This window comes from Ensifer sp. CCNWLY38, from assembly GCF_037120565.1.
Taxonomy (GTDB): Bacteria; Pseudomonadota; Alphaproteobacteria; order Rhizobiales; family Rhizobiaceae; genus Ensifer; species Ensifer adhaerens_H.
On sequence record NZ_JBBBBO010000001.1, the window covers coordinates 592,936 to 618,021 of the forward strand.

General features: G+C 63.2%; 23 protein-coding genes. 12 read left to right on the top strand and 11 right to left on the bottom strand.

The window, feature by feature from the left end:
- The first annotated feature begins 23 nt into the window (after positions 1–23).
- The 3 genes from V7S54_RS02955 to V7S54_RS02965 all read left to right on the top strand — a co-directional run bounded on the left by V7S54_RS02955 (position 24) and on the right by V7S54_RS02965 (position 3,892).
- Entirely contained in the window at positions 24–863 is an 840-nt protein-coding gene (locus tag V7S54_RS02955; RefSeq protein ID WP_065372362.1) for an SDR family oxidoreductase, read from the top strand.
- Between the two features lie 97 nt (positions 864–960).
- The gene (locus V7S54_RS02960) at positions 961–2,553 is read left to right on the top strand and encodes an LTA synthase family protein (RefSeq protein ID WP_065372361.1); all 1,593 of its coding nucleotides are present in this window, start codon (positions 961–963) and stop codon (positions 2,551–2,553) included.
- 28 nt (positions 2,554–2,581) lie between these two features.
- On the top strand, positions 2,582–3,892 hold the full coding sequence (locus tag V7S54_RS02965) for a capsule biosynthesis protein (protein ID WP_065372360.1): 1,311 nt from the start codon (positions 2,582–2,584) through the stop codon (positions 3,890–3,892).
- 36 nt (positions 3,893–3,928) lie between these two features.
- On the opposite strand, the gene V7S54_RS02970 is transcribed toward V7S54_RS02965, so the two are convergent.
- Positions 3,929–5,101, bottom strand: a complete 1,173-nt coding sequence (locus V7S54_RS02970; RefSeq protein WP_065372359.1) for an MFS transporter — start codon at positions 5,099–5,101, stop codon at positions 3,929–3,931.
- A 48-nt stretch (positions 5,102–5,149) separates the two neighbouring features.
- On the opposite strand from V7S54_RS02970, the gene V7S54_RS02975 reads away from it, so the two are divergent.
- On the top strand, positions 5,150–5,674 hold the full coding sequence (locus tag V7S54_RS02975) for an Lrp/AsnC family transcriptional regulator (RefSeq protein ID WP_065372358.1): 525 nt from the start codon (positions 5,150–5,152) through the stop codon (positions 5,672–5,674).
- A gap of 39 nt (positions 5,675–5,713) precedes the next feature.
- Here V7S54_RS02975 and V7S54_RS02980 read toward each other — a convergent pair whose 3' ends face one another.
- The 8 genes from V7S54_RS02980 to V7S54_RS03015 form a co-directional block, all read right to left on the bottom strand.
- On the bottom strand, positions 5,714–6,724 hold the full coding sequence (locus V7S54_RS02980) for a KpsF/GutQ family sugar-phosphate isomerase (RefSeq protein WP_065372357.1): 1,011 nt from the start codon (positions 6,722–6,724) through the stop codon (positions 5,714–5,716).
- Between the two features lie 145 nt (positions 6,725–6,869).
- Positions 6,870–7,325 carry an RrF2 family transcriptional regulator gene (locus tag V7S54_RS02985; RefSeq protein WP_065372356.1) on the bottom strand — a complete coding sequence of 152 codons (456 nt, stop codon included), beginning with the start codon at positions 7,323–7,325 and terminating at the stop codon, positions 6,870–6,872.
- A gap of 212 nt (positions 7,326–7,537) precedes the next feature.
- A complete protein-coding gene (locus tag V7S54_RS02990; protein ID WP_065372355.1) occupies positions 7,538–7,750 on the bottom strand; it encodes a hypothetical protein in 213 nt (70 codons plus the stop codon).
- Positions 7,751–8,262: 512 nt separating this feature from the next.
- A complete protein-coding gene (secD, locus tag V7S54_RS02995; RefSeq protein ID WP_065372354.1) occupies positions 8,263–10,800 on the bottom strand; it encodes a protein translocase subunit SecD in 2,538 nt (845 codons plus the stop codon).
- A gap of 110 nt (positions 10,801–10,910) precedes the next feature.
- The gene (locus tag V7S54_RS03000; RefSeq protein ID WP_065372353.1) at positions 10,911–11,318 is read right to left on the bottom strand and encodes a hypothetical protein; all 408 of its coding nucleotides are present in this window, start codon (positions 11,316–11,318) and stop codon (positions 10,911–10,913) included.
- Between the two features lie 182 nt (positions 11,319–11,500).
- Positions 11,501–13,108, bottom strand: a complete 1,608-nt coding sequence (locus tag V7S54_RS03005) for a 5-guanidino-2-oxopentanoate decarboxylase (protein ID WP_065372352.1) — start codon at positions 13,106–13,108, stop codon at positions 11,501–11,503.
- On the bottom strand, positions 13,105–14,295 hold the full coding sequence (locus V7S54_RS03010) for a pyridoxal phosphate-dependent aminotransferase (RefSeq protein ID WP_065372351.1): 1,191 nt from the start codon (positions 14,293–14,295) through the stop codon (positions 13,105–13,107). The genes V7S54_RS03005 and V7S54_RS03010 overlap by 4 nt, the downstream gene beginning before the upstream one ends.
- Before the next feature lie 17 nt (positions 14,296–14,312).
- Positions 14,313–14,936, bottom strand: coding sequence for a TetR/AcrR family transcriptional regulator (locus tag V7S54_RS03015; protein WP_065372350.1), 624 nt, complete (start codon positions 14,934–14,936; stop codon positions 14,313–14,315).
- Between the two features lie 273 nt (positions 14,937–15,209).
- On the opposite strand from V7S54_RS03015, the gene V7S54_RS03020 reads away from it, so the two are divergent.
- The 8 genes from V7S54_RS03020 to V7S54_RS03055 all read left to right on the top strand — a co-directional run bounded on the left by V7S54_RS03020 (position 15,210) and on the right by V7S54_RS03055 (position 23,134).
- Positions 15,210–15,983, top strand: a complete 774-nt coding sequence (locus tag V7S54_RS03020; RefSeq protein ID WP_065372349.1) for an ABC transporter ATP-binding protein — start codon at positions 15,210–15,212, stop codon at positions 15,981–15,983.
- Between the two features lie 36 nt (positions 15,984–16,019).
- Positions 16,020–16,802, top strand: a complete 783-nt coding sequence (locus V7S54_RS03025; RefSeq protein ID WP_065372348.1) for a transporter substrate-binding domain-containing protein — start codon at positions 16,020–16,022, stop codon at positions 16,800–16,802.
- Positions 16,803–16,900: 98 nt separating this feature from the next.
- Positions 16,901–17,626, top strand: a complete 726-nt coding sequence (locus V7S54_RS03030) for an ABC transporter permease (protein ID WP_065372347.1) — start codon at positions 16,901–16,903, stop codon at positions 17,624–17,626.
- Complete coding sequence (locus V7S54_RS03035; protein ID WP_336408042.1) at positions 17,623–18,447, top strand: ABC transporter permease; 825 nt, start codon at positions 17,623–17,625, stop codon at positions 18,445–18,447. The genes V7S54_RS03030 and V7S54_RS03035 overlap by 4 nt, the downstream gene beginning before the upstream one ends.
- 1 nt (position 18,448) lies before the next feature.
- Positions 18,449–19,618 carry a M20 aminoacylase family protein gene (locus tag V7S54_RS03040; RefSeq protein ID WP_065372345.1) on the top strand — a complete coding sequence of 390 codons (1,170 nt, stop codon included), beginning with the start codon at positions 18,449–18,451 and terminating at the stop codon, positions 19,616–19,618.
- A gap of 319 nt (positions 19,619–19,937) precedes the next feature.
- On the top strand, positions 19,938–21,365 hold the full coding sequence (locus V7S54_RS03045) for a cytochrome ubiquinol oxidase subunit I (RefSeq protein WP_141679259.1): 1,428 nt from the start codon (positions 19,938–19,940) through the stop codon (positions 21,363–21,365).
- Positions 21,355–22,359 (top strand): cytochrome d ubiquinol oxidase subunit II, encoded by a 1,005-nt coding sequence (cydB, locus tag V7S54_RS03050; protein ID WP_065372343.1) that lies wholly within the window; start codon positions 21,355–21,357, stop codon positions 22,357–22,359. Before V7S54_RS03045 ends, cydB begins: the two co-directional genes overlap by 11 nt.
- A 466-nt stretch (positions 22,360–22,825) precedes the next feature.
- Positions 22,826–23,134 carry a chorismate mutase family protein gene (locus V7S54_RS03055; protein ID WP_065372342.1) on the top strand — a complete coding sequence of 103 codons (309 nt, stop codon included), beginning with the start codon at positions 22,826–22,828 and terminating at the stop codon, positions 23,132–23,134.
- Between the two features lie 28 nt (positions 23,135–23,162).
- Here the strand turns inward: V7S54_RS03055 and V7S54_RS03060 are convergent, their stop codons facing one another.
- Entirely contained in the window at positions 23,163–24,329 is a 1,167-nt protein-coding gene (locus V7S54_RS03060) for a pyridoxal phosphate-dependent aminotransferase (RefSeq protein WP_065372341.1), read from the bottom strand.
- A 207-nt stretch (positions 24,330–24,536) separates the two neighbouring features.
- The gene (gene mscL / locus V7S54_RS03065; RefSeq protein ID WP_057248138.1) at positions 24,537–24,965 is read right to left on the bottom strand and encodes a large conductance mechanosensitive channel protein MscL; all 429 of its coding nucleotides are present in this window, start codon (positions 24,963–24,965) and stop codon (positions 24,537–24,539) included.
- Positions 24,966–25,086: the final 121 nt, after the last annotated feature.

Consider the following 25,086-nt stretch of genomic DNA (forward strand, 5'->3'; position numbering starts at 1 on the left):
TTGCTCCAGAACGGACGACCAGCATGACGCATGTGATCATCACCGGTGGCTCGAGCGGGATCGGCCTGGCGGTCGCGTCGATCTATGCGGCGCGCGGCGCACGCGTCTCGCTGATCGCGCGCTCCCGCGACCTTCTCGAACAGGCGCAGGCGAAGCTGGCCTCGTCCAACGGGGCGAGCACCGGCAACGTCAGGATCGAGGCTGCCGATGTCGCTGAGGAACGCGACGTCGTGGCGGCGATCCGGCGCTGCGAACAGGCTTTCGGTCCCTGCGATATTCTGGTGACATCGGCGGGTATCGTCGAGCCGGGCCGTTTCGAGGAGCTCGACAGCGCCTCGTTCCAGCGGCAGATGGACATCAATTTTTCCGGCACCGTGCATGCGGTTCGGGCCGTCTATGACGGCATGAAGCGGCGCGGACAGGGCCGGATCATGATGATCTCTTCGGGCTCCGGCCTCATCGGTATTTATGGCTATTCGGCCTATTGCGCCTCGAAGTTCGCGCTTCACGGCTTTGCCCAGGCCCTCCGCTTCGAAGCACGCCCACACGGCGTCGGCGTCTCCGTGTGTTTCCCACCGGACACGCAGACACCGCAGCTTCAACGCGAACTCGCGACCCGCCCCCCCGAAGCCGACAAGATCATGGGCGTGGTCCGGCCCTGGCCGGCGGACGTGGTGGCGAAGCGGATTGCCGGAGGCATCGACCGGGGGCGGTTCGAGATCTTTTTCGGGCTGACACTCTACCTGCTCGGTCGTTTCGGACCAGCCGTTCGCCCCGTGATCCACTGGTGGTTCGACAGGGCGATCGCGCGCAGCGACAACACGGCGACGCATAATCGTGGAGTGTCGGAGCACCGGACCTGACGGCGCTTGTACCTAGCGTGGATAAGATCTAAGTGTCGGGCGGACGCTGTGCCGCATAAAGCGGCGTCGGCCGGCATGAAGACATGAAGGTTTCCGCTTGGCGTTGCTTCCCTTTCAGCTGCACGACTACCCAAGAACACTGACGCTCTGTTGTTACGTGCTCTCCTGTGCGGTGATCTTCTTTACCGATCGCTTTGCCCTGCCGAAACGGGAGCGGCGCGCCCATCCCTCACCCTTCGGGCGGACGCAGGATGTCGTCGATGCGATTGCCCGGCTGCCGGTCATTGCGCTGGTCTTTGCCGGTTTCTTCGCCGGCTCCTGGCGGCCGCTTTATGCCGCAGCCGGCACGATGAGCTTCTTCATCATCTTCACCGGCATATCCCGCGCCAAGTTCAAGTTCATCCGCGAACCGCTGATCTTTTCGGATATCGCGCTCGTCGTCGACGTCTTCAAGTACAAGACGATTTTCTACGCGAGTTCTTTGAACGTCGTCTTCTGGACCGTCGCCTTCCTCTATGTCTTCGGCGTGTCCGGCCTTTACATGTATTTCGAGCCGGCCATCCTGCCCGATCGCGGCAAGGCGTTCTGGATCCTGTTGATGCTCGGGATCGCCTATGGACCCTGGCTTCTGCTGTTCTACGGCCCGGTGAACCGCCCGACGGCGGCGCTGGTGCAAAGGCTGTTGAAGACACTCGATGTCAAGATGAACACGGTGCGCTTCGGCACCTTCGGCTCGGTCGTGTTCCGCTTCATCGTCTGGCTCGGCGTGCGGCGTGAAAAGATCGTCGCGGAACTCTCCGAGATCGTCCGGGCCGCCGTGCATGATCTGATCGGCGACGACGGCTCGCCGCTGATCGTCGTCTGGCAATCGGAATCCTTCATCGACATGCGGCACTTCGGCGTCGATACGCTTGAGATGCCGACGCTGGATCGGTTGCGGCGCGAGGCAGTGCAATGGGGCCGCCTCAGCAGCGTCTTCGAAGGCGGCTACACGCTGCGCACGGAATTCGCGGTCATCAGCGGCCTGGTGCCTGACGACATCCACGTCGACGCCAGCTACCCCTATCTCAGGGCTTCGCACTATGCCGACGTGGTCTGGCCGGGAAAGATGAAGCGTGCCGGTTGGAACACGCATTTCATCCATCCCTATGACCGCACCTTCTTTCTCCGGCACAAGGCGATGCCGCAGCTCGGCTTTTCCAAGCTGACCATGCTCGACGGCTTCGACCACAGGCCCGAGAGAGACGGCCCCTACGTCTCCGACGAGAAACTCGCGGCGAAAGTGATCGACGCGTGCGAGACGCTGCCGGACGATGAAAACGGCTTCATTTTCGTCGCGTCCATGGCCAATCACGGCCCGTGGGAGCCGGGTCGCGTCGATGATCTAACCAATCCCGTCGATATCTATCTGGCTATTCTCGAACAATCCGATGCGGCGCTGAACACGCTGAGCGCGCGGCTCGACAAGCTGGACCGCCCGGTCTGGCTCGTCTTCTACGGCGACCATGCGCCGCTGCTCAAATCCTTTGCCGACCCCTTCCCGGACCCACGAACCGACTACCTGATCGTACCACTTGCCAAGGCCAAGTCGTCTTCCCACAAGCCGGTGGAACCGAGTAGTGTCGAAGCCTGGAACCTGATCGAGGCCTTGCTCAACCACGCCAACCTTAGAAAGGATACGCTGCGGTAGCGGCGGTGGACGGATGGAAAACGCTTCGATGACATCGACCGGGGCGGTCGATCAGCCAAGGCGACGGGTGTTCCTGTTCCTGCAAGGCCCTTCGTCGTCGATCTTCCGCAAGATCGCCGATCGGCTGGAAGCCCGAGGGCACACGTGCCTGAGGATCAATCTGAACGTCGGCGACCAGATCTTCTGGGGACGCAAGGGCGCTTCCAATTATCGCGGCGCGGCGGCCGATTGGCCAGCCTATCTCGAGACCTTCATCGCGCGCCATGGCGTCACCGATATGCTGCTGCTCGGCGAGGAACGCGCCTACCACCAGGTAGCCACCACGGTCGCGCGGCGCAAGGGTGTCGCAGTAGCCATCGTCGAGATGGGGTATCTTCGGCCGGACTGGTTGACGCTCGAGCGCAACGGCATGTCCTCGAATTCGCATTTTCCGTCCGATCCCGCGCAGATCCTTGCGGCGGCAGCGGGCATCCCGGAACCGGACTGGCGCAAGCACTACAGCCAGACGTTCCTCGCCGATGCGAGCTATGACCTGCTGTACAATCTGCCGAACGTCTTTCTTTGGTTCCTCTTCCCACACTATCAGCGCCACGCGATCTTTCATCCGCTCGCCGAATATGCGGGCTGGGTTCGCCGGCTCCTGTCCGAAAAACGGCGCAACACGGAAGCCGAGGCGACCGTTGCCAAACTGCTTTCGCAGCACGCACCCTATTTCGTCTATCCGCTGCAGCTCGAAACCGATTTCCAGCTCAGGGCCCACTCACCCTTCCATAGCCAGAAGGATGCGATTGCCGAAACGCTGGCTTCCTTCGCCACCTTTGCGGCGCGCGATGCACGCCTGGTCTTCAAGGTGCATCCGCTCGACAATGATCTGATCCCGTGGCGCAAGATCATCGAAGAACGAGCGGCAGCGCTCGACCTTCGCGGGCGCGTCTTCTATCTCGATGGCGGCAACCTCGATACGCTTGGAGAGTCCAGCGCAGGCATGGTCACTGTCAACTCGACCGCCGGTCTGCATGCATTGAAGCAGGGGCGACCGGTAAAGGTGCTCGGCACGGCCGTGTTCGATATCGCCGGACTGACCGACCAACAGCCGCTCGACGATTTCTGGCGTGCGCCGCAAGCACCGGAACCGGATTTGGCGAACGCAATGTTCCGCTTGCTCGCCGCCTCGATCCAGGTACGCGGAAATCTCTATTCGCGCGCCGGAAGCGATGCCGGCGCCGAGGCGATCGCCAAGCGGCTGAGTGAGAACAGCCTCAACCAGCCAGGCGCTTTCGTGGACCCGCCGCCGCGCCGCAAGCCGCAAAAGCGGCCGAGGGTCGCCTCCTCCGCATGACGACAACTGTCGCAACCGCGGGTCTGCTAGGCTAGACTAGCGCCGCGCCGTCGCGACTGCGGAGGCGGCCAGGAGCATCAGGCCTGCCGCTGCCAAAGGCAGCACGAAGAAGGCCGCCCGGGCATAGGCTGCACCGAACCCGATTGTGCCGACAAAGAGCGCGATATAGGTGACGCCGCTGTTCAGCCCCATGATCGCGCCGCGCTTGGCGGGATCGAGACCCGTGAGCCGCATGATCAGCACATTCAGCCCGAAATGGTTGGCAAGGCCCCAAAGGAAGACGACGGTCAGCATGGCAGCGTAGGAGCCGCTCGCCACCGCCATGGCAACGTAGACGCCCGCGACCGCCAGGAAGATCAGCGGCAACAACCGCCCCGCGCCGAAGCGATCGATCAGGCGGTCAAGAAAAGCGGCGGCGCCGAAACCGAATCCATAGGAAACGGCGATGAGACCATTGGCGGTGACAGGCAGGCCGAGTGCTGCATGCAGGTGCTCGCCGATATAGGCATAGACGCCGTAGAAGGCGGCCATGAAGGCGGCGCAGGCGATCAAAAGCGGCGCGACGCCGGGAACGCTCAAAGCCGCCAGCGGCGATGTCGCCTTGCCGGTGGCGCCTTCCTGCACCGGCGCAAACTTGACGGCGGAGCAAGCAATCAACGTGGCGGCGGCGACAATGACATAGACCGTGCGCCAACCGGCAAAATCAGCGATCGCCGCCGATAGCGGCACGCCCGCCACCATGCTGAGCGTCCAGCCGGTCAGCACCAGGCCGATCGTCTCGCTCTCGCGCCCGGCCGGCGCAATGACCGAGGCCAGCGTATAGATCGAGGGAAGCGCAATGCCTGCGGCGAGACCGACGACCAGTTGGGCGGCAACCAGGAACGCAAGCGATGGCGCGAGCGCACTGCCTCCGAGCCCGGCAGCCAGAAGCAAGAGAGCCGCGGCCAACATGCGGCGCGGACCATGGCGATCGATGAAGCGACCAAGGAAAACGGCGCTGACGGCCGTGCCCAGACCAAAGACGGCAGAGGCCGTCATGACGGAGGGAACGTCGGCGCCAAGGCTTCGCGCCACTTCCGGCGCGATCGGCCCGAGCGCGAGCGAGTTGGAGCCGATGACGCCGATGCAGATGGTGAGCACGTAGGCAAAGGGCGGGATACGCGCCCTGTCGACTGAACCGCTGGAAATGGATTGATTGATGTTCGTCATTGTCTCATGTTTGCAGAATGAAATTCAGCGGCAAGAGGAAATATCGGAATGGATAAAAATGCAGATGACGTTCGGCGGAAGCGTCCGCCGGAGCGCGATCTCGACGCGATGGACAGAAAACTATTAGGTGTGTTGGTCGAGGATGCGACGACGAGCTATGTCGAACTCGGTGAACGGGTCGGACTTTCGCCGCCGGCGGCGCATGAGCGTGTGAAACGTTTGAGGCGATCAGGAGCGATCCGTCGCGTGGCAGCGCTGATCGATCCCGAGGCCGTCGGCAAGACGTTGCTCGCCTTCGTCCATGTCGATACGACCGGCTGGGGCAAGACACAGGCGCTGCTTGCCATCGAGGAATGCCCCGAGGTGGAGGAGATCCACTCGGTCGCGGGCGATACCTGCATGCTGCTCAAGGTCCGCACCGAAAGCACACACGCGCTCGAGGGGCTGCTGGCGCGCCTCTACGACACACCGGGCGTCAAGGCGACGCGGAGCTATGTGGTGCTCTCAACCTATCTGGAACGGCCGGTGCAGCCGGGCACGACGGGCGACTGGCCCGCCGTCGTCAAGGGCTAGACAGCTTTCGCGAGGCGCACGGCTTCCTGTTCCAAGCCCTCAGACGACGCCGGCGCGCAGCAGGTCGTGAATGTGCAGGATGCTGACCGGTGCTCCGCCATCGTCGACGACGAACAGCACCGTCACCTTGTGCTGCTGCATGAACTCCATGGCGCCGCTCGCAAGCACGTCACCGCGGATCACCCGCGGATTGCGCGACATCACTGCCTCGACGGGTTGCAGGAGCAGATCGCCCGACATATGGCGGCGCAGGTCGCCATCGGTGATCACGCCGACGAGCTTGCCGGTGCCATCGACGATGCCGACGACGCCGAAACCCTTCGACGACATTTCGATGAGGGCCTCGCTCATCGGCCGTCCCGTCTGGAGCAGCGGCATCTGGGCGCCCTCATGCGCCAGCTCGCGGACCAGCCGCAACTGCGCACCAAGCTTGCCACCGGGGTGGAATGTCTTGAAGTCTTCGGCCGAAAAGCCGCGCCGTTCCAGAAGCGCGATCGCCAGCGCGTCGCCGACGGCGAGCTGCAGCATGGCGGACGTCGTCGGCGCGAGGCCGTGCGGGCAAGCCTCCTGCACCTTGGGCAGTACGATCGGCACTTCGGAGTTCCGCGCCAGCACGCTATCGCGGTTGGCACAGATCGAGACGATCGGCACGTTGAAGCGCTTGGCATAGGTGAGCATGTTGGCGAGTTCGGCCGTCTCTCCCGACCAGGAGAGCAGGATCAGCACGTCCTGGGAAGTGACCATGCCGAGATCGCCATGGCTCGCCTCTGTCGGATGCACGAAATAGGCAGAGGTGCCGGTCGAGGCCAGGGTCGCAGCGATCTTGCGACCGATATGGCCGCTCTTGCCGACACCGGAAACCACGACACGCCCCTGGCTTTCGCCAATCAACTCGACGGCGTCGACAATGTTGCGGGCGAAGTCTTCGTCGGAACCAAGGTGCTCTGCCAGGGCCTTAATGCCGATCATTGCCGTCGTCAGCGTCCGGCCAATCGACTCCAATGCCGCAACCGCGGTGCGCTCATGCGCCGATGCTTGTCTCAAACCCATGATGACCCCGATCCTGCGAAGACTTAAGCGGCAGGCTGCAACACTGCCCGCCAGACCATTGACGGCAGATAAGCGCTTTTTCTTGGCAAACCAAGCCTTGGAAGCAGACTTTGGGGGAAAACTGGCGCGATCGGCGGCGTTTTCGTCAGCCGGCCCGCTTTTCGTCCAGTGTTTCGAGCGGCATCGACTTGTCGGCCGCGAATTCTTCGAGCGTCATGGAATCGAGGATCGCGGCGACGGCGTCACGCACCGTGGTCATCGATACCCGCACCTGACAGGTCTCGGGATCGTTGCAGTCCTCGCAGACCTCATAGGCCGTGCGGCTGGCACAGCGGATCGGCGCCAACGGCCCATCCAGCGTACGGATCACATGACCGATGCGAATTTCGGCAGCGGGCCGCGACAGCGAATAACCGCCGCCCGGGCCCTTCTTGGAGCGCAGCATGCCGGCGTTGCGCAGTTCGAGCAGGATCGTGTCCAGGAACTTTTTCGGGATATTGTTGCGCTGTGCGATTTCGGTGATGAAGGCGGTCTCTCCCGGCTCCAGCCGTGCAAGATCGACCAAAGCCTTCAGACCGTATTTTCCCTTCTTCGTCAGCATTCCGGCACGCTTTCCCTGCGGCTCCCGATACGGGAATCATCCGCGCAAATGCAAATATATCTTGGCATAGCACAAGAAACGTACTGCCAACATATAATTATAGTAGGGAATTGGCCGAAGTCGCGGCCACGCTTGCAGCGGAAGCAACGACGATTTTCAGAAGTATCCTGCGGATGCGGGAGAAAAGCCGAAAACGGCTTTTCTCACTCGTTTCATGCGGCTGCGCTGTGAGCCCGCCGGTTTGCCGACACGGCCTGGTGGGCCAGCAGCTGGCGGATCGCGGCACGAGCTTCCTCGGCCGAGCCGAAGCGCTTCGCGTCCAGATCCCAGACGTGATACTTCACCGCCAGGAACTTGAACCGATCTTCATCCGGGACGACCACGCCGACGGCTTCGCCGCCAAATTCGATAACTTGCTTGCTCATTCAAATAACGCTCCTTCCACGCCGGAGGCGCGGAGACTTTCAATTTCGGCAAAAGATAAAGTTCGAGGGGTTCGACGGTCACATTCGGCAGAGATTGCGAATGAGACGTTTTTTCTCTGTTGCGCGACAAAGGAGACGCGTGCCGAAGAAGGCGGCGGTCGAGACGTTTCCGAACATGTCACTCTCCTTTGGCTGGCCCGGCATCAGCATGCCGGTGCGTTTGATGAACAACCGTGAGGCGGACTCCCCGCGTCACGTATTGGCAAACTAGAATAATCTACCAATTCCGTCAATTAAAAAGATGAAGATGCGAAAAATAATTCTCACCCTTCAAATCTTAGGGGAAGCGGACGCAAAATCCGTTCTCCCGCCCCGGAACCGGAGACCCTTGCTATCTAGGTAGCGAAGAATCAGTCTGCAAGGCACGAGGGGGATAAAGACAGCACATTCGGACAAAAAAGGGGCGGCCCGCCGGGCCGCCCCTTCACGTTTTATATCCCGCGACCGCCGGATCACGCCGCCGGCGTGCCCGCCTGGGGCGTGGTGCTCGAACGGGACGCTTCGCGATCTTTCCACCAGCGGTTCAGGAAGAGCAGGATCGGGCCGCCGATATAGATCGAGGACGTGGTCGCAACGATCACACCGAAAATCATCGGCCAGGCGAAGCTCTTGACGGCGTCGCCACCCCAGATCGCCATCGGCACCAGCGACAGGGCCGTCGCCATCGAGGTGAAGATGCATCGCGCGATCACCTGGTTGATGCTCATGTCGATCAGGTCGGAGAACGGCATCGACTTATACTTGCGGAGGTTCTCACGCATGCGGTCATAAACCACGACCTTGTCGTTGACCGAGTAGCCGATCATCGTCAGCAGCGCGGCGATGGCCGTCAGGTTGAAGTCGATGCCCGTGAGCGCGAAGAAGCCGATCGTCTTGGTGATGTCCAGCAATAGAACTGCGATCGCGCCGACGGCGAAGTGCCATTCGAAGCGGAACCAGATGTAGAGCAGGATCGCCACCATCGCGAGACCGACGGCGAGGAAGCCCGAACGGGCAAGCTCGGTGCTGACGGTCGGACCGACGACTTCTGTGCGCTCGAAGCTTGCATCCGGGATCGTCTGGACGACGGCATCCTTGATGCGGTTCAGTGCCGCCGTCTGCTCCTGCTCGCCGCCCGGCTGGCGCTGGACGCGGATCAGGACCGATTTGTCCTGGCCGAATTCCTGCAGCGCCACTTCGCCGATGTTGAGTGCTTCGAGGTTGTGGCGCAGCGTCGGAAGGTCCAGCGTGTTCTTCGAGGTGGTTTCGACCTGAATACCGCCGACGAAGTCGATGCCGTAGTTGAGGCCCGGCGTGAAGAACAGCACCACCGAGCTGATCGACAGGAACGCTGACATGCCGATGGCAACGAAGCGGCCCTTCATGAAGGAGAAGGACGGAAGCTTCGGAACCTTGCCGAAAAGCGACGGGATCTCGAGCTTCTTCATTTTGCGGCGAACGACGACCTCACGCATCATCAGGCGCACGACGGTGATCGACGTGAACATCGAGATGATGATGCCGAGCATCATGGTGACGGCGAAGCCCTTCACCGGGCCGGAGCCGAAGGCGAACAGCAGCACGGTGCCCGAAAGCGTCGTGACGTTGGAGTCGATGATGGTTGCGTAGGCCTTGTTGAAGCCGATATCGAGCGCCTTCATCGCGCCGGCGCCGCCTTCCGTCTCTTCGCGAATACGGGCGTTGATCAGGATGTTGGCGTCCACCGCCATGCCGATGCCGAGAATGATACCGGCGATGCCGGGCAACGTCAGCGTCGAACCGAGCATGGCAAGAAGCGCGATCGTCAGGATCGTGTGCAGCACCAGGCCGACATTGGCGATCATGCCCCAGGCGCCATAGAGAACGACCATCAGGGTCACGACGAGGGCAAAGCCGGCAAGGCCGGTATAGATGCCCATGCGGATGGAATCTGAGCCGAGGTTCGGGCCGACGGAGCGTTCTTCGATGACGGTCAGCGGTGCAGGCAGCGCGCCCGAGCGCAGGAGCGCTGACAGAACGGTTGCTTCCTGTGCGGTGAAATTGCCGCTGATCTGGCCGTTGCCGCCGATGATCGGCTCGCGGATGACCGGTGCCGTCAAAACCTTGCCGTCAAGCACGATCGCGAAGGGCCGGCCGACAGCGGCCTGGGTGATTTCTGCGAACTGGCGCGCGCCAAGTGTGTCGAATGTGAAGGAAACGATCGGCTCGTTGGTGCGCTGATCGAAGCCGGCCTTGGCGTCGGCCAGCCGCTCGCCCGAAATCGCAACACGGCTTTCGACCGCATACTTGTTGGTGTCGTGCGCGCCGGGCAGAATGTCGACGCCACGGGGCGGCGGCTGGTTGGGATCCACGGTCTGATCGACCATGTGGAAGCTCATCTGGGCCGTCGAGCCGAGAAGCTGGCGCAGCGCCGTCGGGTCTTCGAGACCCGGAAGCTGCACGAGGATGCGGTCAGAACCGACGCGCTGGATCAGCGGCTCGGCGACGCCAACGGTGTCAACGCGCTGACGAATGATTTCCAGGCTCTGCTCGACCGCCTTGGTGGTGCGGTCGGCGAGGCCGGCCTCAGTCATCGCGACCGTGATGGTATCACCATCCTCAGTCACATCGATATCGGAAGCCGAGCCACCGAAACCGAGCGTGCCGACAGGGGCGGCCAGTTCTTTAAGCTTCGGCAGGACCTTTTCGCGGTCGGCCGGATCTTCGATCTTGACCGTCACGGTGTCGCCGGCGATGCGGGCCGACGAAGCCGGAACGCGCTCGGCGCGCAGTGCCCTGCGCGTATCGTCGAGCAGGGTTTCGAGGCGAGCCTTGCGCAGGCCGGCGGCATCGACTTCGAGAACGAGGTGCGAGCCGCCCTTGAGGTCGAGGCCGAGCGTCACCGGCTTGACCGGCAGCCAGCGGCCGAATTGTTCACGCTGCGTTGGCGTCAGCACGTTGGGAAGCGCCGCGATACATCCGAAGATGATCACGACGGCATAGACGAGAATCGCCCATTTCGATGTACGCATGTTGTGGTTCCAGAAGAGCCTGCTCGGGCGCGGGGCGCGTCGTCAGGACTTTGTTTCATCAAAGGCGGCGTAGCGGTCCAAGCCGCAGCAAGCCAGAATATGCTTGATGTTCAGGCGCGCGGGGGTGCGCGAATATGGGGGCCATGGCTCGAAGCCCCGCCGATCTGCTCTGCGACACGGCGCAGGAACCGACCGTCCGACGATTGGGGAAATTCCAGCTCCGCGGATACCGGCAGCAGCGCCGGTAAACCATCGTCGGTCGCGGACTTCGCGTCCTTGCGCTCGGCCGTGAACCGAAGGTCCGAAAGCGGTGTCGCTCGCGAGATCTGCCGGGCCACAGGGCGATCGGTCGAGCCGGTATCGGTGACATTGCCGGCCTGGGCGCCGGAGGACGAGCGGGACGGAATGCTCTGCCCAACCGAGATGACCTGCATTGCGAAGGAGGCACAGAACAGCCACAGCACGGCGAGAAGCCGGCCGGCCTGCATGTTCTTGCTGCCACCACCCAAGCGGTCCATCGAGGACGCGGTCCCTTTCCTTGGCGCCTACAAGACGCGCGGCGCTCCAGCGCCAGCGAGACGAAACTCAGCCCGAATTCCGACCTTAACGAAAGAACGTGGCCGGATTCGAGCATGGGCGCCCTTAACACCATTGCGGGCCGGAAAAGTCAAATCCGGCCCGTTGCGCGGCTGAGGCGCGGTCAGGCCGAGAGACCCGCCGTTCGCCGCTCATGGATCTCGATGAGCGACGGTCCCTTGCGCTCTGCTGCTGCGGCAAGCGCTTGTGCCAGATCGGCTATCGAGGTGAGCCGCTGCCCCTCAACTCCATAGGCCTTGGCCGCCATCAGGAAGTCCGGCGCCGAGGGCTTGACCCCTTCGGGGGTAACGCCGGCGTCGACCATGTAGGACTCGATCTCCTGGTAGCCGTCATTGTTCCAGACGAGGAAGATCACTTTCGCCTCCGCATCCACCGCGGACCCGATCTCGGCCAACGAGAACTGGAAGCCGCCGTCGCCGACAAGGCACACGACCGGACGCGACGGATCGGCAACCGCAGCGCCCACGGCCGCCGGCGGGGCGTAGCCGAGCGAGCCGTAGCCGGTCGCGGAATTGAACCAGCTGCGCTGGCGCGGCGCATCGCAATAGAGGTTGCCGGCATAGACGGCCTGGGTCGAGTCACCGACAACGGTGCAGTCCGGCAACGTCCTGTAGACCGCGTCGATGATGCCGATTTCGGCCCGGATCTTCGGTGTCAGCTCCTTCAGCGCTGCCCGTCTCGCGGTTTCGGCGCGTCCGACGCCATCCTTCGCGGTGTGGCCGGGCAGGAAGGCGAGGATGCCCGCCGTGGCCGCCTTGGCACCGGAGAGAATGGAAAGGGCTGCATGCGGCCCGCGCGCGAGTTGTGCTGAGTCAATGTCGGTGCGGATGAGATTGCGCAAGGCCGGGAATCCGCCATCGGCATACATGTCGTAGTCCGTCTGACCCATTTCGGTGCCGAGCGCCAGGACAAGGTCCGCTTCCTTGAGGAGCGACCGCACCGCCTTCAGGCTGGGGCTCGCGGGAACGCGCAAGGGGTTGCCGGCGAGCATGCCGCGGGCGTTGACCGTGGTGACGACAGGCGCGCCGATCTTCTCGGCAAGCGCCGTCACTTCGGCTTCCGCCGTCAACGCGCCGCCGCCGCAGATGATGACTGGCCGCGAGGCGTCGGCGCAGAGGATCGCTGCACGCTGCAGCGTCTCGCTGTCGGAGCGCGGGCGCGTCGCCGTCGCCGGGCGCACCGCCTGCGGCGCGATCTTCGCCGCCATCACGTCGGTCGGGATCTCGATGTGCACCGGCCCCGGCCGGCCGGAGACGAGCACCGAAAAGGCGCGGTCGACGACGAAAGGCAGGTCTTCCGGATTGAGCAGCGTATGCGAATAGAGCGCCAGCGTTTTCATCATGCCGTGCTGATCCGGAAGCTCATGCAGCAGCCCGCGACCATGGCCGAGCGAATCGCGGCGATTGACACCGGATATCACCAGCATCGGGATGGAATCCTGCCGGGCCTGCGCCATCGCCGTGATGGTGTTTGTAAGCCCCGGACCGGTGATGACGAGGGCGACACCCGGCTTGCCGCTGACCCGGGCATAACCATCGGCCATGAAGCCCGCACCCTGTTCATGGCGCGGGGTCACATGGCGGATCTTCGATGCCGCCAGCCCGCGATAAAGCTCGACCGTGTGCACCCCGGGAATGCCGAAAACCACCTCGACGCCATTGGCCTCGAGCAGATCGACGAGCACTTCTCCAACTGTTTTTTCCGTCGTCATGCGCAGCGCTCCTTACGCAGGCTGGACCGCTCGGCGAGCGCAGCGATGCGACGGCAGGCCTCGTCGATGTCCCGATCAGGCACGGTCAGGCTGACGCGCAGATAGTTCTGCGCCTGATCGCCAAAGGATGATCCAGGCATGACGGCAACCCCCTCCTCTTCGAGCAGCGCCCAGGCAAACGCGTCGCCGTCAAGCCCGGTTCCGGAAACGTCGATCACAATGAACATGCCGGCTTCCGGCGCGAACACCTCGATGCCGGGTGCCTCGGCAAGACCGGCTACGATCTGTGCTGCACGGGACTGATAGGACTCGCGCATCCGCCGCGCGGTATCGATGTCATGGGTCAGGGCATAGGCGGTCATGTCGGCGATGAAAGGCTGGGTGCCGAAGAGCATCGTTTCCGAAACCGGCAGCAGCCGGTTGGCAAACTCGACCGGGCCGACTGCCCAACCGCTGCGGAACCCAGGTGCGGCGTGGGACTTGGAGATCGACGAGACGACGACGGTGCGTTCGGCGAGATCCGGATTGTCGAAGGGTGAGGCGAAGACGGCGTCGAAGACAAGTTCCTCGTAGACCTCGTCGCAGACGATCCAGAGATCGTGACGGCGCGCGACCTCGCCGATCGCGGCGATCTCGGCCGCGGTCAGCACTGCCCCGGTCGGATTGTGCGGCGTGTTGAGCAGCAGCACCCGGCTCTCCGGTGTGATCGCCTTTTCGAGATCTTCGGCCTGCATGTGGAAACCGAATTCCGGCTTCAGCGGCACCAGCACCGGATGGGCGCCGGTGGAGCGGATCACGCCCTCGTAGGTCGCATAGAGCGGGTCGCCGACGAGCACCGCGTCGCCGGTTTCGACCAGGGCCAGCATCACGGAGAAGAGCGCCGTCTGGGTGCCGGGGAAGCACAGGACGTTTGCCGCGGTGACGTCGGCGCGGCGCCGGCGATATTTTTCCGCGAGCGCAGCCACGACCGGCGGCTCGCCGCGGCCGTTGGAGTAGCGGTAGCGCCCGGCATTCATCGCGCGCTGGCATTCATCGAGAAGGGCGCGGTCCGGCGGAAGGTCCGGTTCGCCGATGGTCAGTTCGATGATGTCGGCGCCACTCGCCTTCAGTTGGCGGGCGCGAATATGCAGCGACCATTTGCCCGAACCAAGATCGGCAAGACGTTCGGTGATGGACGCGTAGCGCATGGTGTTTTCTCCCGTTGTCATTGTTTTGCAGTTCCGATCGATGTGCCGAGCAGTGCCTCGGCCGAGGACATGGCGATGGCGATCAGTTCGCCCTCGCGAAAGAGGTCGCCCGCCAGGCACCCCTCTACCCAAAGACCGTCGACCAGCCCGTTGATGGCAATGGCGAACGCCCGGCAGGTTTCTGCGTCCGCCGGTTTACCCTTCGCCGCAAGAAAGTCGGCGAGCAGTTCCTGCAGTGTGTTGCGGAAGGCGAGGTAGCCTTCGCGATGGATCTCGGCGAGCGCCGGATCGACACGCACCTGGCTGATGAAGGCGGCCCACAGCGAGATGCTCCGGCTGTCGGCCACCGGTTCGGTGAGGTTGATCGCGATGAACTCCCTGAGGCGGGTCTCCGGATCGCCCTCCACCTGGCTCGCCTTGTCCGTCAAGGATGCGATGACGGCGCGATAGGCCTCGGCAACCATCTGATCCTTCGATTCGAAATAGTGACGCACGAGCCCGGCGGTCACGCCTGCGCGGATCGCGATCTGCCGCACCGTCGCGCCCTTGAGCCCAAATTCGGAGATGCAATCGAGCGTCGCTTCGATCAGTTCCTGGCGGCGCTCGCCTTCCGGAGCGCGGTGAAAGCTGCGCCTGTTCATGCGGCGACCCGCTGGAACAAGTGCCCTGGAACGGTCGACGATGGCTTCGGCCGGAACGGGGACATGGGCGGCTCCTTCGGGAAATCAAGGCTGGGGGCGGGCGTCGAAAAATCGACGATGCGTATTATTATACGCTTGAATAATAGCGGCACAAGTGCAACCATGCCAATCAACAAAACCGTGACAGGCCAAAGATGCCGCGCGGAAAAACGACAGGGGAACTGTTCTCATGCTGACAGAAAAAGCGCGCGGAGCCGTTGGAGCGGCGTGCCGATGACGGATGCGGCCCAGGCAATCGCGGTCACTGACCTGCACAAGCGTTTCGGGCCATTGGAAGTGCTGAAAGGTGTTTCGCTGACGGCGAAACAGGGCGATGTGATCGCCATCATCGGCGGCAGCGGCTCCGGCAAATCCACCTTCCTGCGCTGTATCAACCTCCTGGAACTCCCGTCCGCCGGCAGCGTCAGCGTGCACGGCGAGAAGATCCGGATGAAATCCGACGGCCGCGGCGGCCTCGTGCCGGAGGACCGCCGCCAAGTCCAGCGCATCCGCAGCCAGCTCGGCATGGTCTTCCAAAGCTTCAATCTCTGGCAGCACATGACCATCCTCGAAAACGTCATCGAGGCGCCGATCCACGTGCTCGGCAAGCCGAAGGCCGAAGCGATCGCCACCGCCGAAACGCTGCTCAAGCGCGTCGGCCTCTATGAGAAGCGCGACGCTTACCCGGCCTTCCTTTCCGGCGGCCAACAGCAGCGCGCGGCGATCGCGCGGGCGCTCGCCATCCAACCGCTGGTCATGCTCTTCGACGAGCCGACCTCGGCGCTCGATCCTGAACTCGTCGGCGAAGTGCTTTCGGTCATCGGCGATCTCGCGCGCGAGAAGCGCACGATGATCCTGGTTACCCACGAGATGAAGTTCGCGCGCGACGTCGCCAATCACATCGTCTTCCTGCACAACGGCGTGATCGAGGAACAGGGCCCGCCAGAGGCCATCTTTGGTTCGCCGCGGTCGGAAAGGCTCAAGAAGTTCATCAGTTCCATTCACTGAATTCCGGAATGCTAAACAACCAAAAAGGGGAACAGCATGAAGAAGGCATTGAAAGTCCTGGCCGTTGCGACGGCAATCGCCGTCAGTGGAGGCGTCGCCGCTTCGGCCGAAGCGCTTAAGGTCGGCGTCGCCGCCGAGCCCTATCCGCCGTTCACGGCGCCCGACGCCAGCGGCAAATGGGAAGGCTGGGAAGTCGAGTTCATGAATGCGATGTGTGCCGAGGCGAAGCTCGAATGCGTGCTAACGCCGGTGGCCTGGGACGGCATCATCCCGGCGCTGACCTCGAAGAAGATCGACATGATCATCAGCTCGATGTCGATCACCGACGAACGCCTGAAGACGATCGATTTCTCGGACAAATACTACAACACCCCGACCGGCATCATCGGCACCAAGGGCGTCGACATCAAGCCGACGCCGGAAGGCCTCAACGGCAAGGCGCTCGGCGTCCAGGTCTCGACGGTCCACCAAGCCTATGCCGCCAAACACTTCGCGCCGGCAGGCGTTGAGGTCAAGGAATACCAGACGCAGGACGAAGCCAACAACGACCTCGCCGCCGGCCGCCTCGATGCCGTCCAGGCGGACGCCATCGCGCTGAAGGCTTTCCTTGCGACCGACCAGGGCAAGGAATGCTGCGACTACAAGGGCGACGTCGCCGAAGACGTTGCCGTGATCGGCCCGGGTGTGGGCGTCGGCCTGCGCAAGGGCGAAACCGAGCTCAAGGACAAGGTCAACGCCGCGATCCAGGCGATCCGTGACAACGGCACCTACGACACGTTCTCGAAGAAGTATTTCGACTTCGACATCTACGGCAAGTAAGGCGCGATCGGCCGGCGATTGACCTCCTACACCGATGCGTGTCTGAAGGACACGCAACGGTGTAGCGACCGCCGGCCGGCGTCATCGGAGCTCGATGTATGGCTGCGGATTCCCTCATCAATTGGGGCCTGCTCTCACTCTCGGCGCCCGGCTGGGGCGGCGTGTTGCTGCAAGGCTTTTTCAATTCCATCCAGATCGCCGTCGGCGGCTTCACGCTCGGCCTGGCACTCGGCGTCGGCGGCGCCTTCGGCAAGCTCTATGGCGGCCCGGTGCTGCGCGACCTGCTCGAATGCTACACCACGGTGGTGCGCGCCGTGCCGGAACTGGTGCTGATCCTGCTGCTTTATTACGCCGGCACCGATCTTCTCAATCAGGTGCTGGCGCTCTTTGCGATCGGTCCGGTCGACATCAGCGGCCTGATGGCCGGCATCTTCGTCATCGGCGTCGTCCAGGGGGCTTACTCGACCGAAGTCTTGCGCGGCGCGATCAAGGCGGTGCCCGCCGGACAGATCGAAGCGGCGCGCGCCTATGGCATGTCGCCGACGATGGTCTTGCGGCGCATCACCCTGCCGGCGATGCTGCCCTATGCCATTCCCGGTCTTTCCAATCTCTGGCTGATCGCCACCAAGGACACCGCCCTTCTCGCTGTCGTCGGCTTCAGCGAGCTGACGCTGGTCACGCGCCAGGCGGCCGGCACGACCAAGGCATACCTGCTGTTCTTCCTTGCCGCCGGCGCACTCTATCTGGCGCTGACCCTCGTCTCCAACGTCTTCATCGGCATGCTCGAACGCCATGCCCGACGCGGCTTTGCGGTGCAGCGATGACCAACGAAACCACCCACGCCGTTGCCTTCACGCCCGAGGACCTGCCGACGGCTCGGAGCTTCTTCATACCGCATCGCATCGTGATGATGCTGGTCTTCGCCGCCTTCGTCGTCGCCATCGCCGTCTTCATGCGCTGGGACTGGCTGCCGCGTTATCTCCCCCGGCTTGGCTGGGGCATTCTCGTCAGCCTCGTGATGCTGTTCAGCACCGCGATCCTCGGTTTCCTGCTGGCGGTGCCGATCGGCCTCGTGCAGGTGACTGGGCCCTGGTTCCTGAAATTGCCGGCCAAGGTCTTCTGCACCGTCATTCGCGGCACGCCGCTGCTCCTGCAGCTCTGGCTGCTCTATTACGGGCTCGGCTCGCTGTTTCCGCAGTTTCCGGCGATCCGCCAGTCCTTCCTCTGGCCCTATCTGCGCGAGGCCTGGCCCTATGGCGTGGCGGCACTCACCATCTCGTTTGCCGCCTATGAGGGCGAAGTCATGCGCGGCGCTTTCGCGGGCGTGCCGCCGGGTGAACTGGAGGCGGCGAAGGCCTATGGCATGAGCCGCTGGACGATGTTTCGCCGCATCTGGCTACCGCGCGCCATCCACCGGGCGCTGCCGACGCTGAACGGCGAAACGGTGCTGCAGCTGAAATCGACGCCGCTCGTCGCCACGGTAACGGTGGTCGACGTCTATGCAGTGATCTCCAAGGTCAGGCAGGAAACCTTCCTCACCTACGAGCCGCTGCTCCTGCTGGCGCTCATCTACATGTGCCTCACCGGCATTCTGGTGGTGGCCTTCCGCACCTTCGAAAATCGCATCCCAACCCGCGGTGCCTGACATGAAGCTCTCCTCCTCGATCACCAACGCCATGCCGGAACTCGTCGCCATCCGCCACGATCTGCATGCCCATCCGGAACTTGGATTGGAGGAGAAGCGCACGTCCGCCTTCATCGCCCAACATCTCGAAAGTCTCGGCTACGAGGTGACGACGGGCCTCGCCCAAACCGGCGTGGTCGGCACGCTCCGGAATGGATCCGGCACCCGCTCGATCGGCATTCGCGCCGATATCGATGCGCTGCCGATCCTGGAAGAAACCGGCCTCGACTATGCCAGCAAGACCGCAGGCCTGATGCATGCCTGTGGCCACGACGGCCACACGACAATGCTGCTCGGCGCGGCGCGGGCGCTTGCGGAACGGCGCAATTTCGACGGCACCATCCACCTGATCTTCCAGCCGGCCGAGGAGAACTTCGGCGGCGCCAAGATCATGATGGACGAGGGCCTGTTTCAGAAGTTCCCCTGCGACGCTGTGTTCGCACTTCACAACGAACCGGGCCTGCCCTTCGGCCAGTTTGCCCTCCGGGAAGGCCCGATCATGGCCGCCGTCGACGAGGCGCGCATCACCGTGCACGGCCGCGGCGGGCATGGCGCGGAACCGCAGGAAACAGCAGACCCGATCGTCTGCGGCGCCTCGATCATCATGGCGCTGCAGTCGATCGTCTCGCGCAACATCCACCCGATGGACCCGACCGTCGTCACCGTCGGCGCCTTCTATGCAGGCTCGGCCAGCAACATCATTCCGGAGCGCGCCGAAATCGTCGTCGGCATCCGCTCCTTCGAGCCCGCTGTCCGCGACGAGCTCGAACGGCGTATCCGCATGATCGCCGAAGCACAGGCCACGAGTTTCGGCATGCGCGCGACGGTCGACTACCAGCGCAGCTACGATGCGACGATCAACCACAAAGCCGAGACCGACTTCGTGCGCGATCTCGCAGTCCGCTTTGCCGGTGCCGACAAGGTCGTCGATCTCGCCCGTCCCTTCATGGGCAGCGAGGATTTCGCCTATATGCTCAAGGAAAAGCCGGGGACCTATTTCTTCCTCGGCTCGAAGGTCAGCGACGACGACAAGCCGCTGCATCACCCCGGCTACAACTTCAACGACGACCTGCTGCCGATCGGCGCCGCCTTCTGGACTGAACTTGCCGAAGCCTATCTCCCGATGCGCTGAACTTCGCTGTCGGCCGATCGAATAATCGGCCGAACGCTTCGCCTTTGCCCTTTGCGAAGCTCCGCTCCCATATGCCGCAGCGCAACATTGCCGCAGTGTGACAACGTGGCGGACGCGCTGTCATTGACGTTTGGCAAATTTGGCTCAGATTCCACCACATGCTGAAAAGCCGGAGCAACCCAAGGATTTGCCTCGGTCAAAGGCCAAGAAACGTCCTCAGACCGGACCCCGATCGAAGGACGATTATGCAGCAGCCAAAGCGCTACGACTTCGCGTTCCGAATGACGCGCGTTGCCGTATGTCTGAAAGGATTGCGCCCGTGTTTGAGAGTTTCGATGCGACCCTGCTCGCTCGCTTCCAGTTTGCCTTCACCGTCTCCTTCCACATCATCTTCCCTGCTTTTTCCATCGGGCTTGCGAGCTACCTCGCGGTACTGGAAGGGTTGTGGCTCCTAAAGAAGGACGAGGTCTACCTCGAACTCTTCCACTTCTGGAAAACGATCTTCGCGGTCGCCTTCGGCATGGGCGTCGTCTCCGGCATCGTCATGTCCTACCAGTTCGGCACCAACTGGAGCGTCTTTTCCGACAAGGCCGGACCGATCATCGGGCCGCTGATGGGATACGAGGTGCTGACCGCCTTCTTCCTCGAAGCTGGCTTCCTCGGCGTCATGCTCTTCGGGCTCAACCGCGTCGGGCCAAAACTGCATTTCTTGGCCACTGTCATGGTCGCCATCGGCACGCTGATCTCCGCCACCTGGATCCTCTCGGCGAACTCCTGGATGCAGACGCCGGCCGGTTTCGCCATGAACGAGGCGGGCCAGTTCGTCCCGGTCGACTGGTGGGCGATCGTCTTCAACCCGTCCTTCCCCTATCGCCTCACCCATATGGTGCTTGCCGCCTACCTCACGACCGCCTTCGTCGTCGGCGCCTGCGGCGCCTGGCACCTCATCCGCAAGACGGCGCCGCGCCGCGCGCGAAAAATGTTCTCGATGGCGATGTGGATGGCGGCGATCGTCGCGCCCATCCAGATCTTTGCCGGCGACATGCACGGCCTCAACACGCTGGAGCACCAGCCGGCGAAGGTGATGGCGATGGAGGGCCACTACCAGAGCCATCCGGACGGAGCGCCGCTCATCCTCTTCGGCATCCCGAACTCGCCCGAAAAGCGCGTCGACTATGCGATCGAGGTTCCAAAGCTCTCCAGCCTGATCCTGAAGCACGACCTCAACGCGCCGCTCGCCGGTCTCGATACGATCCCGGAGGAGCTGCATCCGCCGGTCGGCATCGTGTTCTGGTCGTTCCGGGTGATGGTTGGCCTTGGGTTCGCCATGCTCAGCATCGGTCTCTGGTCGCTCTGGTGTCGTTACCGCGGCACGCTCGACAGCAATGTCTGGCTGCACCGCGCCGCGGTCGTGATGGGGCCGGCGGGCTTCGTCGCCGTGCTCGCCGGCTGGGTCACCACCGAAGTCGGCCGCCAGCCCTATACGGTCTACGGCCACCTGCTGACGGCGAACTCGGTGGCGCCGATCGCGGCCCCTGCCGTCGCCGCCTCGCTGATCGCCTTCATCATCGTCTACTTCTTCGTCTTCGGCGCCGGTACCTTCTACATCCTGAGGCTGATGGCGCGATTGCCGCGCGATCCGATGCCGGATCTCGACGAGGGGCCGCTGCGAAGTTCCGGCATCATGCCCGGCCCCGCCATCCACAGCACGCATGCCAGCACCCATGGAGGTCATCATGGAGTTTGATCTGCCGTTCATCTGGGCCGCCATCATCGCCTTTGCGGTGCTCGCCTATGTCATTCTCGACGGCTTCGACCTCGGCGTCGGCATCCTCTTCCCGTTCTTCCCGGAGAAACACGACCGCGACGTGATGATGAATTCCGTCGCGCCGGTCTGGGACGGCAACGAAACCTGGCTGGTGCTCGGCGGCGGCGGCCTGATGGCGGTGTTTCCGCTCGCCTATGCGACGATCCTGCCGGCGCTCTACGCCCCTGTTATCGCCATGGTCATCGGCCTCATCTTCCGCGGCGTCGCCTTCGAATATCGCTGGCGCACCAGGCGCGCCGAATATCTCTGGAACTGGGCTTTCTCGGGCGGTTCGATGCTCGCCGCCTTCGCGCAAGGCATCACGCTCGGCGCGCTCGTCCAGGGCATCCCCGTCGAGAATCGCGCCTATGTCGGCGGCTGGTGGGACTGGCTGACGCCGTTCTCGATCATGACCGGCATCGCTGTTGTCGTCGGTTATGCCCTGCTCGGCTCCACCTGGCTGGTCATGAAGACCCATGGCGACCTCGCCGACCGCGCTCGCAACCTGGCGCTCAAGTGCTCGTTCGGCACCGTCGCCGCCATGGGCATCGTCAGCCTGTGGACGCCGTTCCTGGAACCGCAATATCTGGAACGCTGGTTCGGCTTTCCGACGGCGATCTTCAGCGTCATCGTGCCGGCCCTCGTTCTCGGTTGCCTCTATGCGCTGATCACAGGCATTCGCAACCGGCACGACAGTCGGCCGTTTCTTGCGGCGCTCGGCCTGTTCGTGCTCGGCTATGCCGGCATCGGCATCAGCTTCTATCCCTATATGGTGCCGCCATCGCTGACCATCTGGGATGCGGCGGCGCCTGAGGAGAGCCTGTCCTTCCTGCTCGCCGGCGCGCTGGTGCTGGTGCCGATCATCCTCGCCTATACCGGCTATTCCTATTGGGTGTTCCGCGGCAAGGTCGATCCGGAGGAGGGCTACCATTGACTGATGAAACCGGAACTGGCCGCAAGCTTCTCTGGTTCGTCGGCCTGTGGTGCGCCGGGGTGGCAGCCGTGACGATCGTCGGCCTCGCGATCAAGCTGATGATCGGAACGTGATCGATTCTCATAAGTTCGAGCGAGATGCGGGCGGAAAACCGCATACACTTTTCCTCATCCCGCTCTAAAAAGCCTCGCTCAAGCTTGGCCGGCTAACTTCCCTCAACACGTCAGCAGGCGATCGCCGCAGACGGAGACAGGACCGCACCCTCCTCCCCTGCCCAGCGATCGCCTGCTGAGGTGACCACCGTCACCGGTCGCCTGCTGCGACCCTGTTGCCCCTTCTCATTGAGCTCATCGTTTGTTAGCAGTGCGCCGCAAGAGCGCTCCGCTTGCTGAGAGCCGAGGGACGCTCGAACACCTGGACTGCGCTTGGCCGTGACGGCCATGCACCAGGCAATCGGACGAGACAGATGCAAAAGACCCCCGCGCAATGCACCACCATGGCCGATGTGCGTGCCGAAATCGACCGGCTCGACCAGGCGCTGATGACGCTGTTTGCCGAACGCTGGGGCTATATCGACCGGGCGGCCGAGATCAAACGGCCGCTGAAGCTGAAGGCCGATATTCCGGCGCGGGTGATGGAAGTGCGTGAGAACGCCCGCAAGAACGCCGCGAACTTCAACCTCGACCCTGACTTCTACGAGGACATCTGGGCGCGGCTGATTGGCCACGCAATTGCCCACGAGCAGAAGGTTCTGGGCGAGACCGACGACGAGTAGTCGCCTCCTCGATCACCCGATCCCGGCGTCAGCGCCCAAGGATATAGCGCTGCAAGCGATCCGCGGCTTCCTTCACCTGGGCCGGATCACGCAGGAAACAGGCGCGCATGAAAAGCGAACCGCCGTCACCGAAGGCAGTACCGGGCGCCAGGCCGACGCCCGTCTTGTCGACGATGTCGATCGCGGCCGCGCGCGAATCCGTGACGCCGTCGATTTTCAGGAACGCATAGAGCGCTCCATCCGGCTTCAGCGTTTCCACCCGGTTGGTAGCAATCAGCGCGTCGCAGAAGACGTCACGGTTGCTGGTCGCCTTTGCGACATTCGCGTCCAGGAAGGCATCGCCCTCGTCGAGCGCCACGACGGCACCGCGCTGCATGAACTGGGCGACGCCTGACGTCGAATATTGCACCAGGTTCTCCAACACCTGCCCCATCTCCGGCGGAGCAACGATCCAGCCCACCCGCCACCCGGTCATCGACCAGTTCTTCGAGAAGGAGTTGACGAAAAGGATACGGTCGCCCTCTTCCATGACATCGAGGAAGGACGGTGCGCGGGCGCCGGCATAGTAATAGAGCGCGTAGATCTCGTCAGCGATGATCCAGAGGCCATGCTTGCGCGCCAGCGCCAGGATCGCGGCCAGTTCTTCCTTGGTTGCGGTCCAGCCCGTCGGGTTCGACGGCGTGTTGATGAACAGTGCCTTGGTCTTCGGGCCGATCGCCGCTTCCAGTCGATCGAGATCGAGCTGCCATTTGCCGTGTTCAAAGCGCAGTTCGACGGAGACCGGACGGACGCCAGAGAGGTCAGCGGCAGCGGCAAAGTTCGGCCAGGCCGGCGTCAGCAGCACCATCTCGTCTCCCGGCGAAGCGATCGCCTCGATCGAGAGCTTGATTGCCTGCATGCCGGAGCCAACGACGTAGAAATTTTCGGGCGAAAGGGCTTTCTGGAAACGCCGCTGATAGTAGCGCGACAGCGCCTCGCGCAGCGGCGGGATGCCGCGCTGCCAGGTGTAGAAGGTCTCGCCGGCCGAAAGCGCCTCGCGCGCCGCATCGCTGATGAAGGCCGGCGTCGGCAGGTCGCCTTCGCCGACCCAGAGCGGAATCAGGCCGTCGCGTCCGCGGGCATAGTTCACCACCTCGACGATGCCGCTTTCGGGCGCCGCAAGTGCGCGGGGGCTGATGGTGCTGAGGATGGTCATCGGCGGGCTCCGGAGGCACGACGGTCCCGCGCCGGATCGCCCGGGAGCATCGTGAAAGATTCCAATGGATTAGAGCGGAAGTGGACCGCTCCAGACTGCCCATCGCTTCTAGCCGCTTTCGCCACCGCGATCACGCGACTTTATCTGACCGGTTTATCGATTTCTGTGATGTTTCGCGGCCCCGCGAGAACGGAGCCGCGTGAAGCCTCAGGCGCGCTGTTTCAACAGGTCGCGGATTTCGGAGAGCAGAAGGATATCTTCCGGCGGTGGCGCGGCCGGTGCCTCGTCCTTCTTCTTCTCGATCGACGCGCGCATGCGGTTCACGGCCTTGATCATCAGGAAGATGATCCAGGCGAGGATCAGGAAGTTGATGAGCACGGTGATGAAGTTGCCATAGGCAAAGACGGCGCCCTGCTGACGGGCAGCGGCGAGAGACGTCGCCGTGACGTTGGCCGACAGCGGTAGGAAGTAGTTGGAGAAGTCGAAACCACCACCGGTCAGCGCACCGACGATGGGCATCACGAGGTCTTCGACGACCGACGTGACGATCTTGCTGAAGGCGGCGCCGATGATGACACCGACCGCGAGGTCCATCACGTTCCCGCGGGCAATAAACTCCTTGAACTCATTCAGCATACGTCTCTCCGTATTATCCCCGTTGAAAACGACCGCCGGCGCTGTCCCGCGCTGCAACCGTTTACGGAAACTAAACCAAAGCGGGCAGCGAGAAAACCTTTCTTTGCCTTCGGTCAAGTCG

Coding starts and splice junctions, on each gene's coding strand:
- V7S54_RS02955 (WP_065372362.1), top strand. CDS start 24: ATGACGCATGTGATCATCACCGGTGGCTCGAGCGGGATCGGCCTGGCG.
- V7S54_RS02965 (WP_065372360.1), top strand. CDS start 2,582: ATGACATCGACCGGGGCGGTCGATCAGCCAAGGCGACGGGTGTTCCTG.
- V7S54_RS02970 (WP_065372359.1), bottom strand. CDS start 5,101: ATGACGAACATCAATCAATCCATTTCCAGCGGTTCAGTCGACAGGGCG.
- V7S54_RS02975 (WP_065372358.1), top strand. CDS start 5,150: ATGGATAAAAATGCAGATGACGTTCGGCGGAAGCGTCCGCCGGAGCGC.
- V7S54_RS02980 (WP_065372357.1), bottom strand. CDS start 6,724: ATGGGTTTGAGACAAGCATCGGCGCATGAGCGCACCGCGGTTGCGGCA.
- V7S54_RS02985 (WP_065372356.1), bottom strand. CDS start 7,325: ATGCTGACGAAGAAGGGAAAATACGGTCTGAAGGCTTTGGTCGATCTT.
- V7S54_RS02990 (WP_065372355.1), bottom strand. CDS start 7,750: ATGAGCAAGCAAGTTATCGAATTTGGCGGCGAAGCCGTCGGCGTGGTC.
- secD (WP_065372354.1), bottom strand. CDS start 10,800: ATGCGTACATCGAAATGGGCGATTCTCGTCTATGCCGTCGTGATCATC.
- V7S54_RS03000 (WP_065372353.1), bottom strand. CDS start 11,318: ATGGACCGCTTGGGTGGTGGCAGCAAGAACATGCAGGCCGGCCGGCTT.
- V7S54_RS03005 (WP_065372352.1), bottom strand. CDS start 13,108: ATGACGACGGAAAAAACAGTTGGAGAAGTGCTCGTCGATCTGCTCGAG.
- V7S54_RS03010 (WP_065372351.1), bottom strand. CDS start 14,295: ATGCGCTACGCGTCCATCACCGAACGTCTTGCCGATCTTGGTTCGGGC.
- V7S54_RS03015 (WP_065372350.1), bottom strand. CDS start 14,936: ATGAACAGGCGCAGCTTTCACCGCGCTCCGGAAGGCGAGCGCCGCCAG.
- V7S54_RS03020 (WP_065372349.1), top strand. CDS start 15,210: ATGACGGATGCGGCCCAGGCAATCGCGGTCACTGACCTGCACAAGCGT.
- V7S54_RS03025 (WP_065372348.1), top strand. CDS start 16,020: ATGAAGAAGGCATTGAAAGTCCTGGCCGTTGCGACGGCAATCGCCGTC.
- V7S54_RS03030 (WP_065372347.1), top strand. CDS start 16,901: ATGGCTGCGGATTCCCTCATCAATTGGGGCCTGCTCTCACTCTCGGCG.
- V7S54_RS03035 (WP_336408042.1), top strand. CDS start 17,623: ATGACCAACGAAACCACCCACGCCGTTGCCTTCACGCCCGAGGACCTG.
- V7S54_RS03040 (WP_065372345.1), top strand. CDS start 18,449: ATGAAGCTCTCCTCCTCGATCACCAACGCCATGCCGGAACTCGTCGCC.
- cydB (WP_065372343.1), top strand. CDS start 21,355: ATGGAGTTTGATCTGCCGTTCATCTGGGCCGCCATCATCGCCTTTGCG.
- V7S54_RS03055 (WP_065372342.1), top strand. CDS start 22,826: ATGCAAAAGACCCCCGCGCAATGCACCACCATGGCCGATGTGCGTGCC.
- V7S54_RS03060 (WP_065372341.1), bottom strand. CDS start 24,329: ATGACCATCCTCAGCACCATCAGCCCCCGCGCACTTGCGGCGCCCGAA.
- mscL (WP_057248138.1), bottom strand. CDS start 24,965: ATGCTGAATGAGTTCAAGGAGTTTATTGCCCGCGGGAACGTGATGGAC.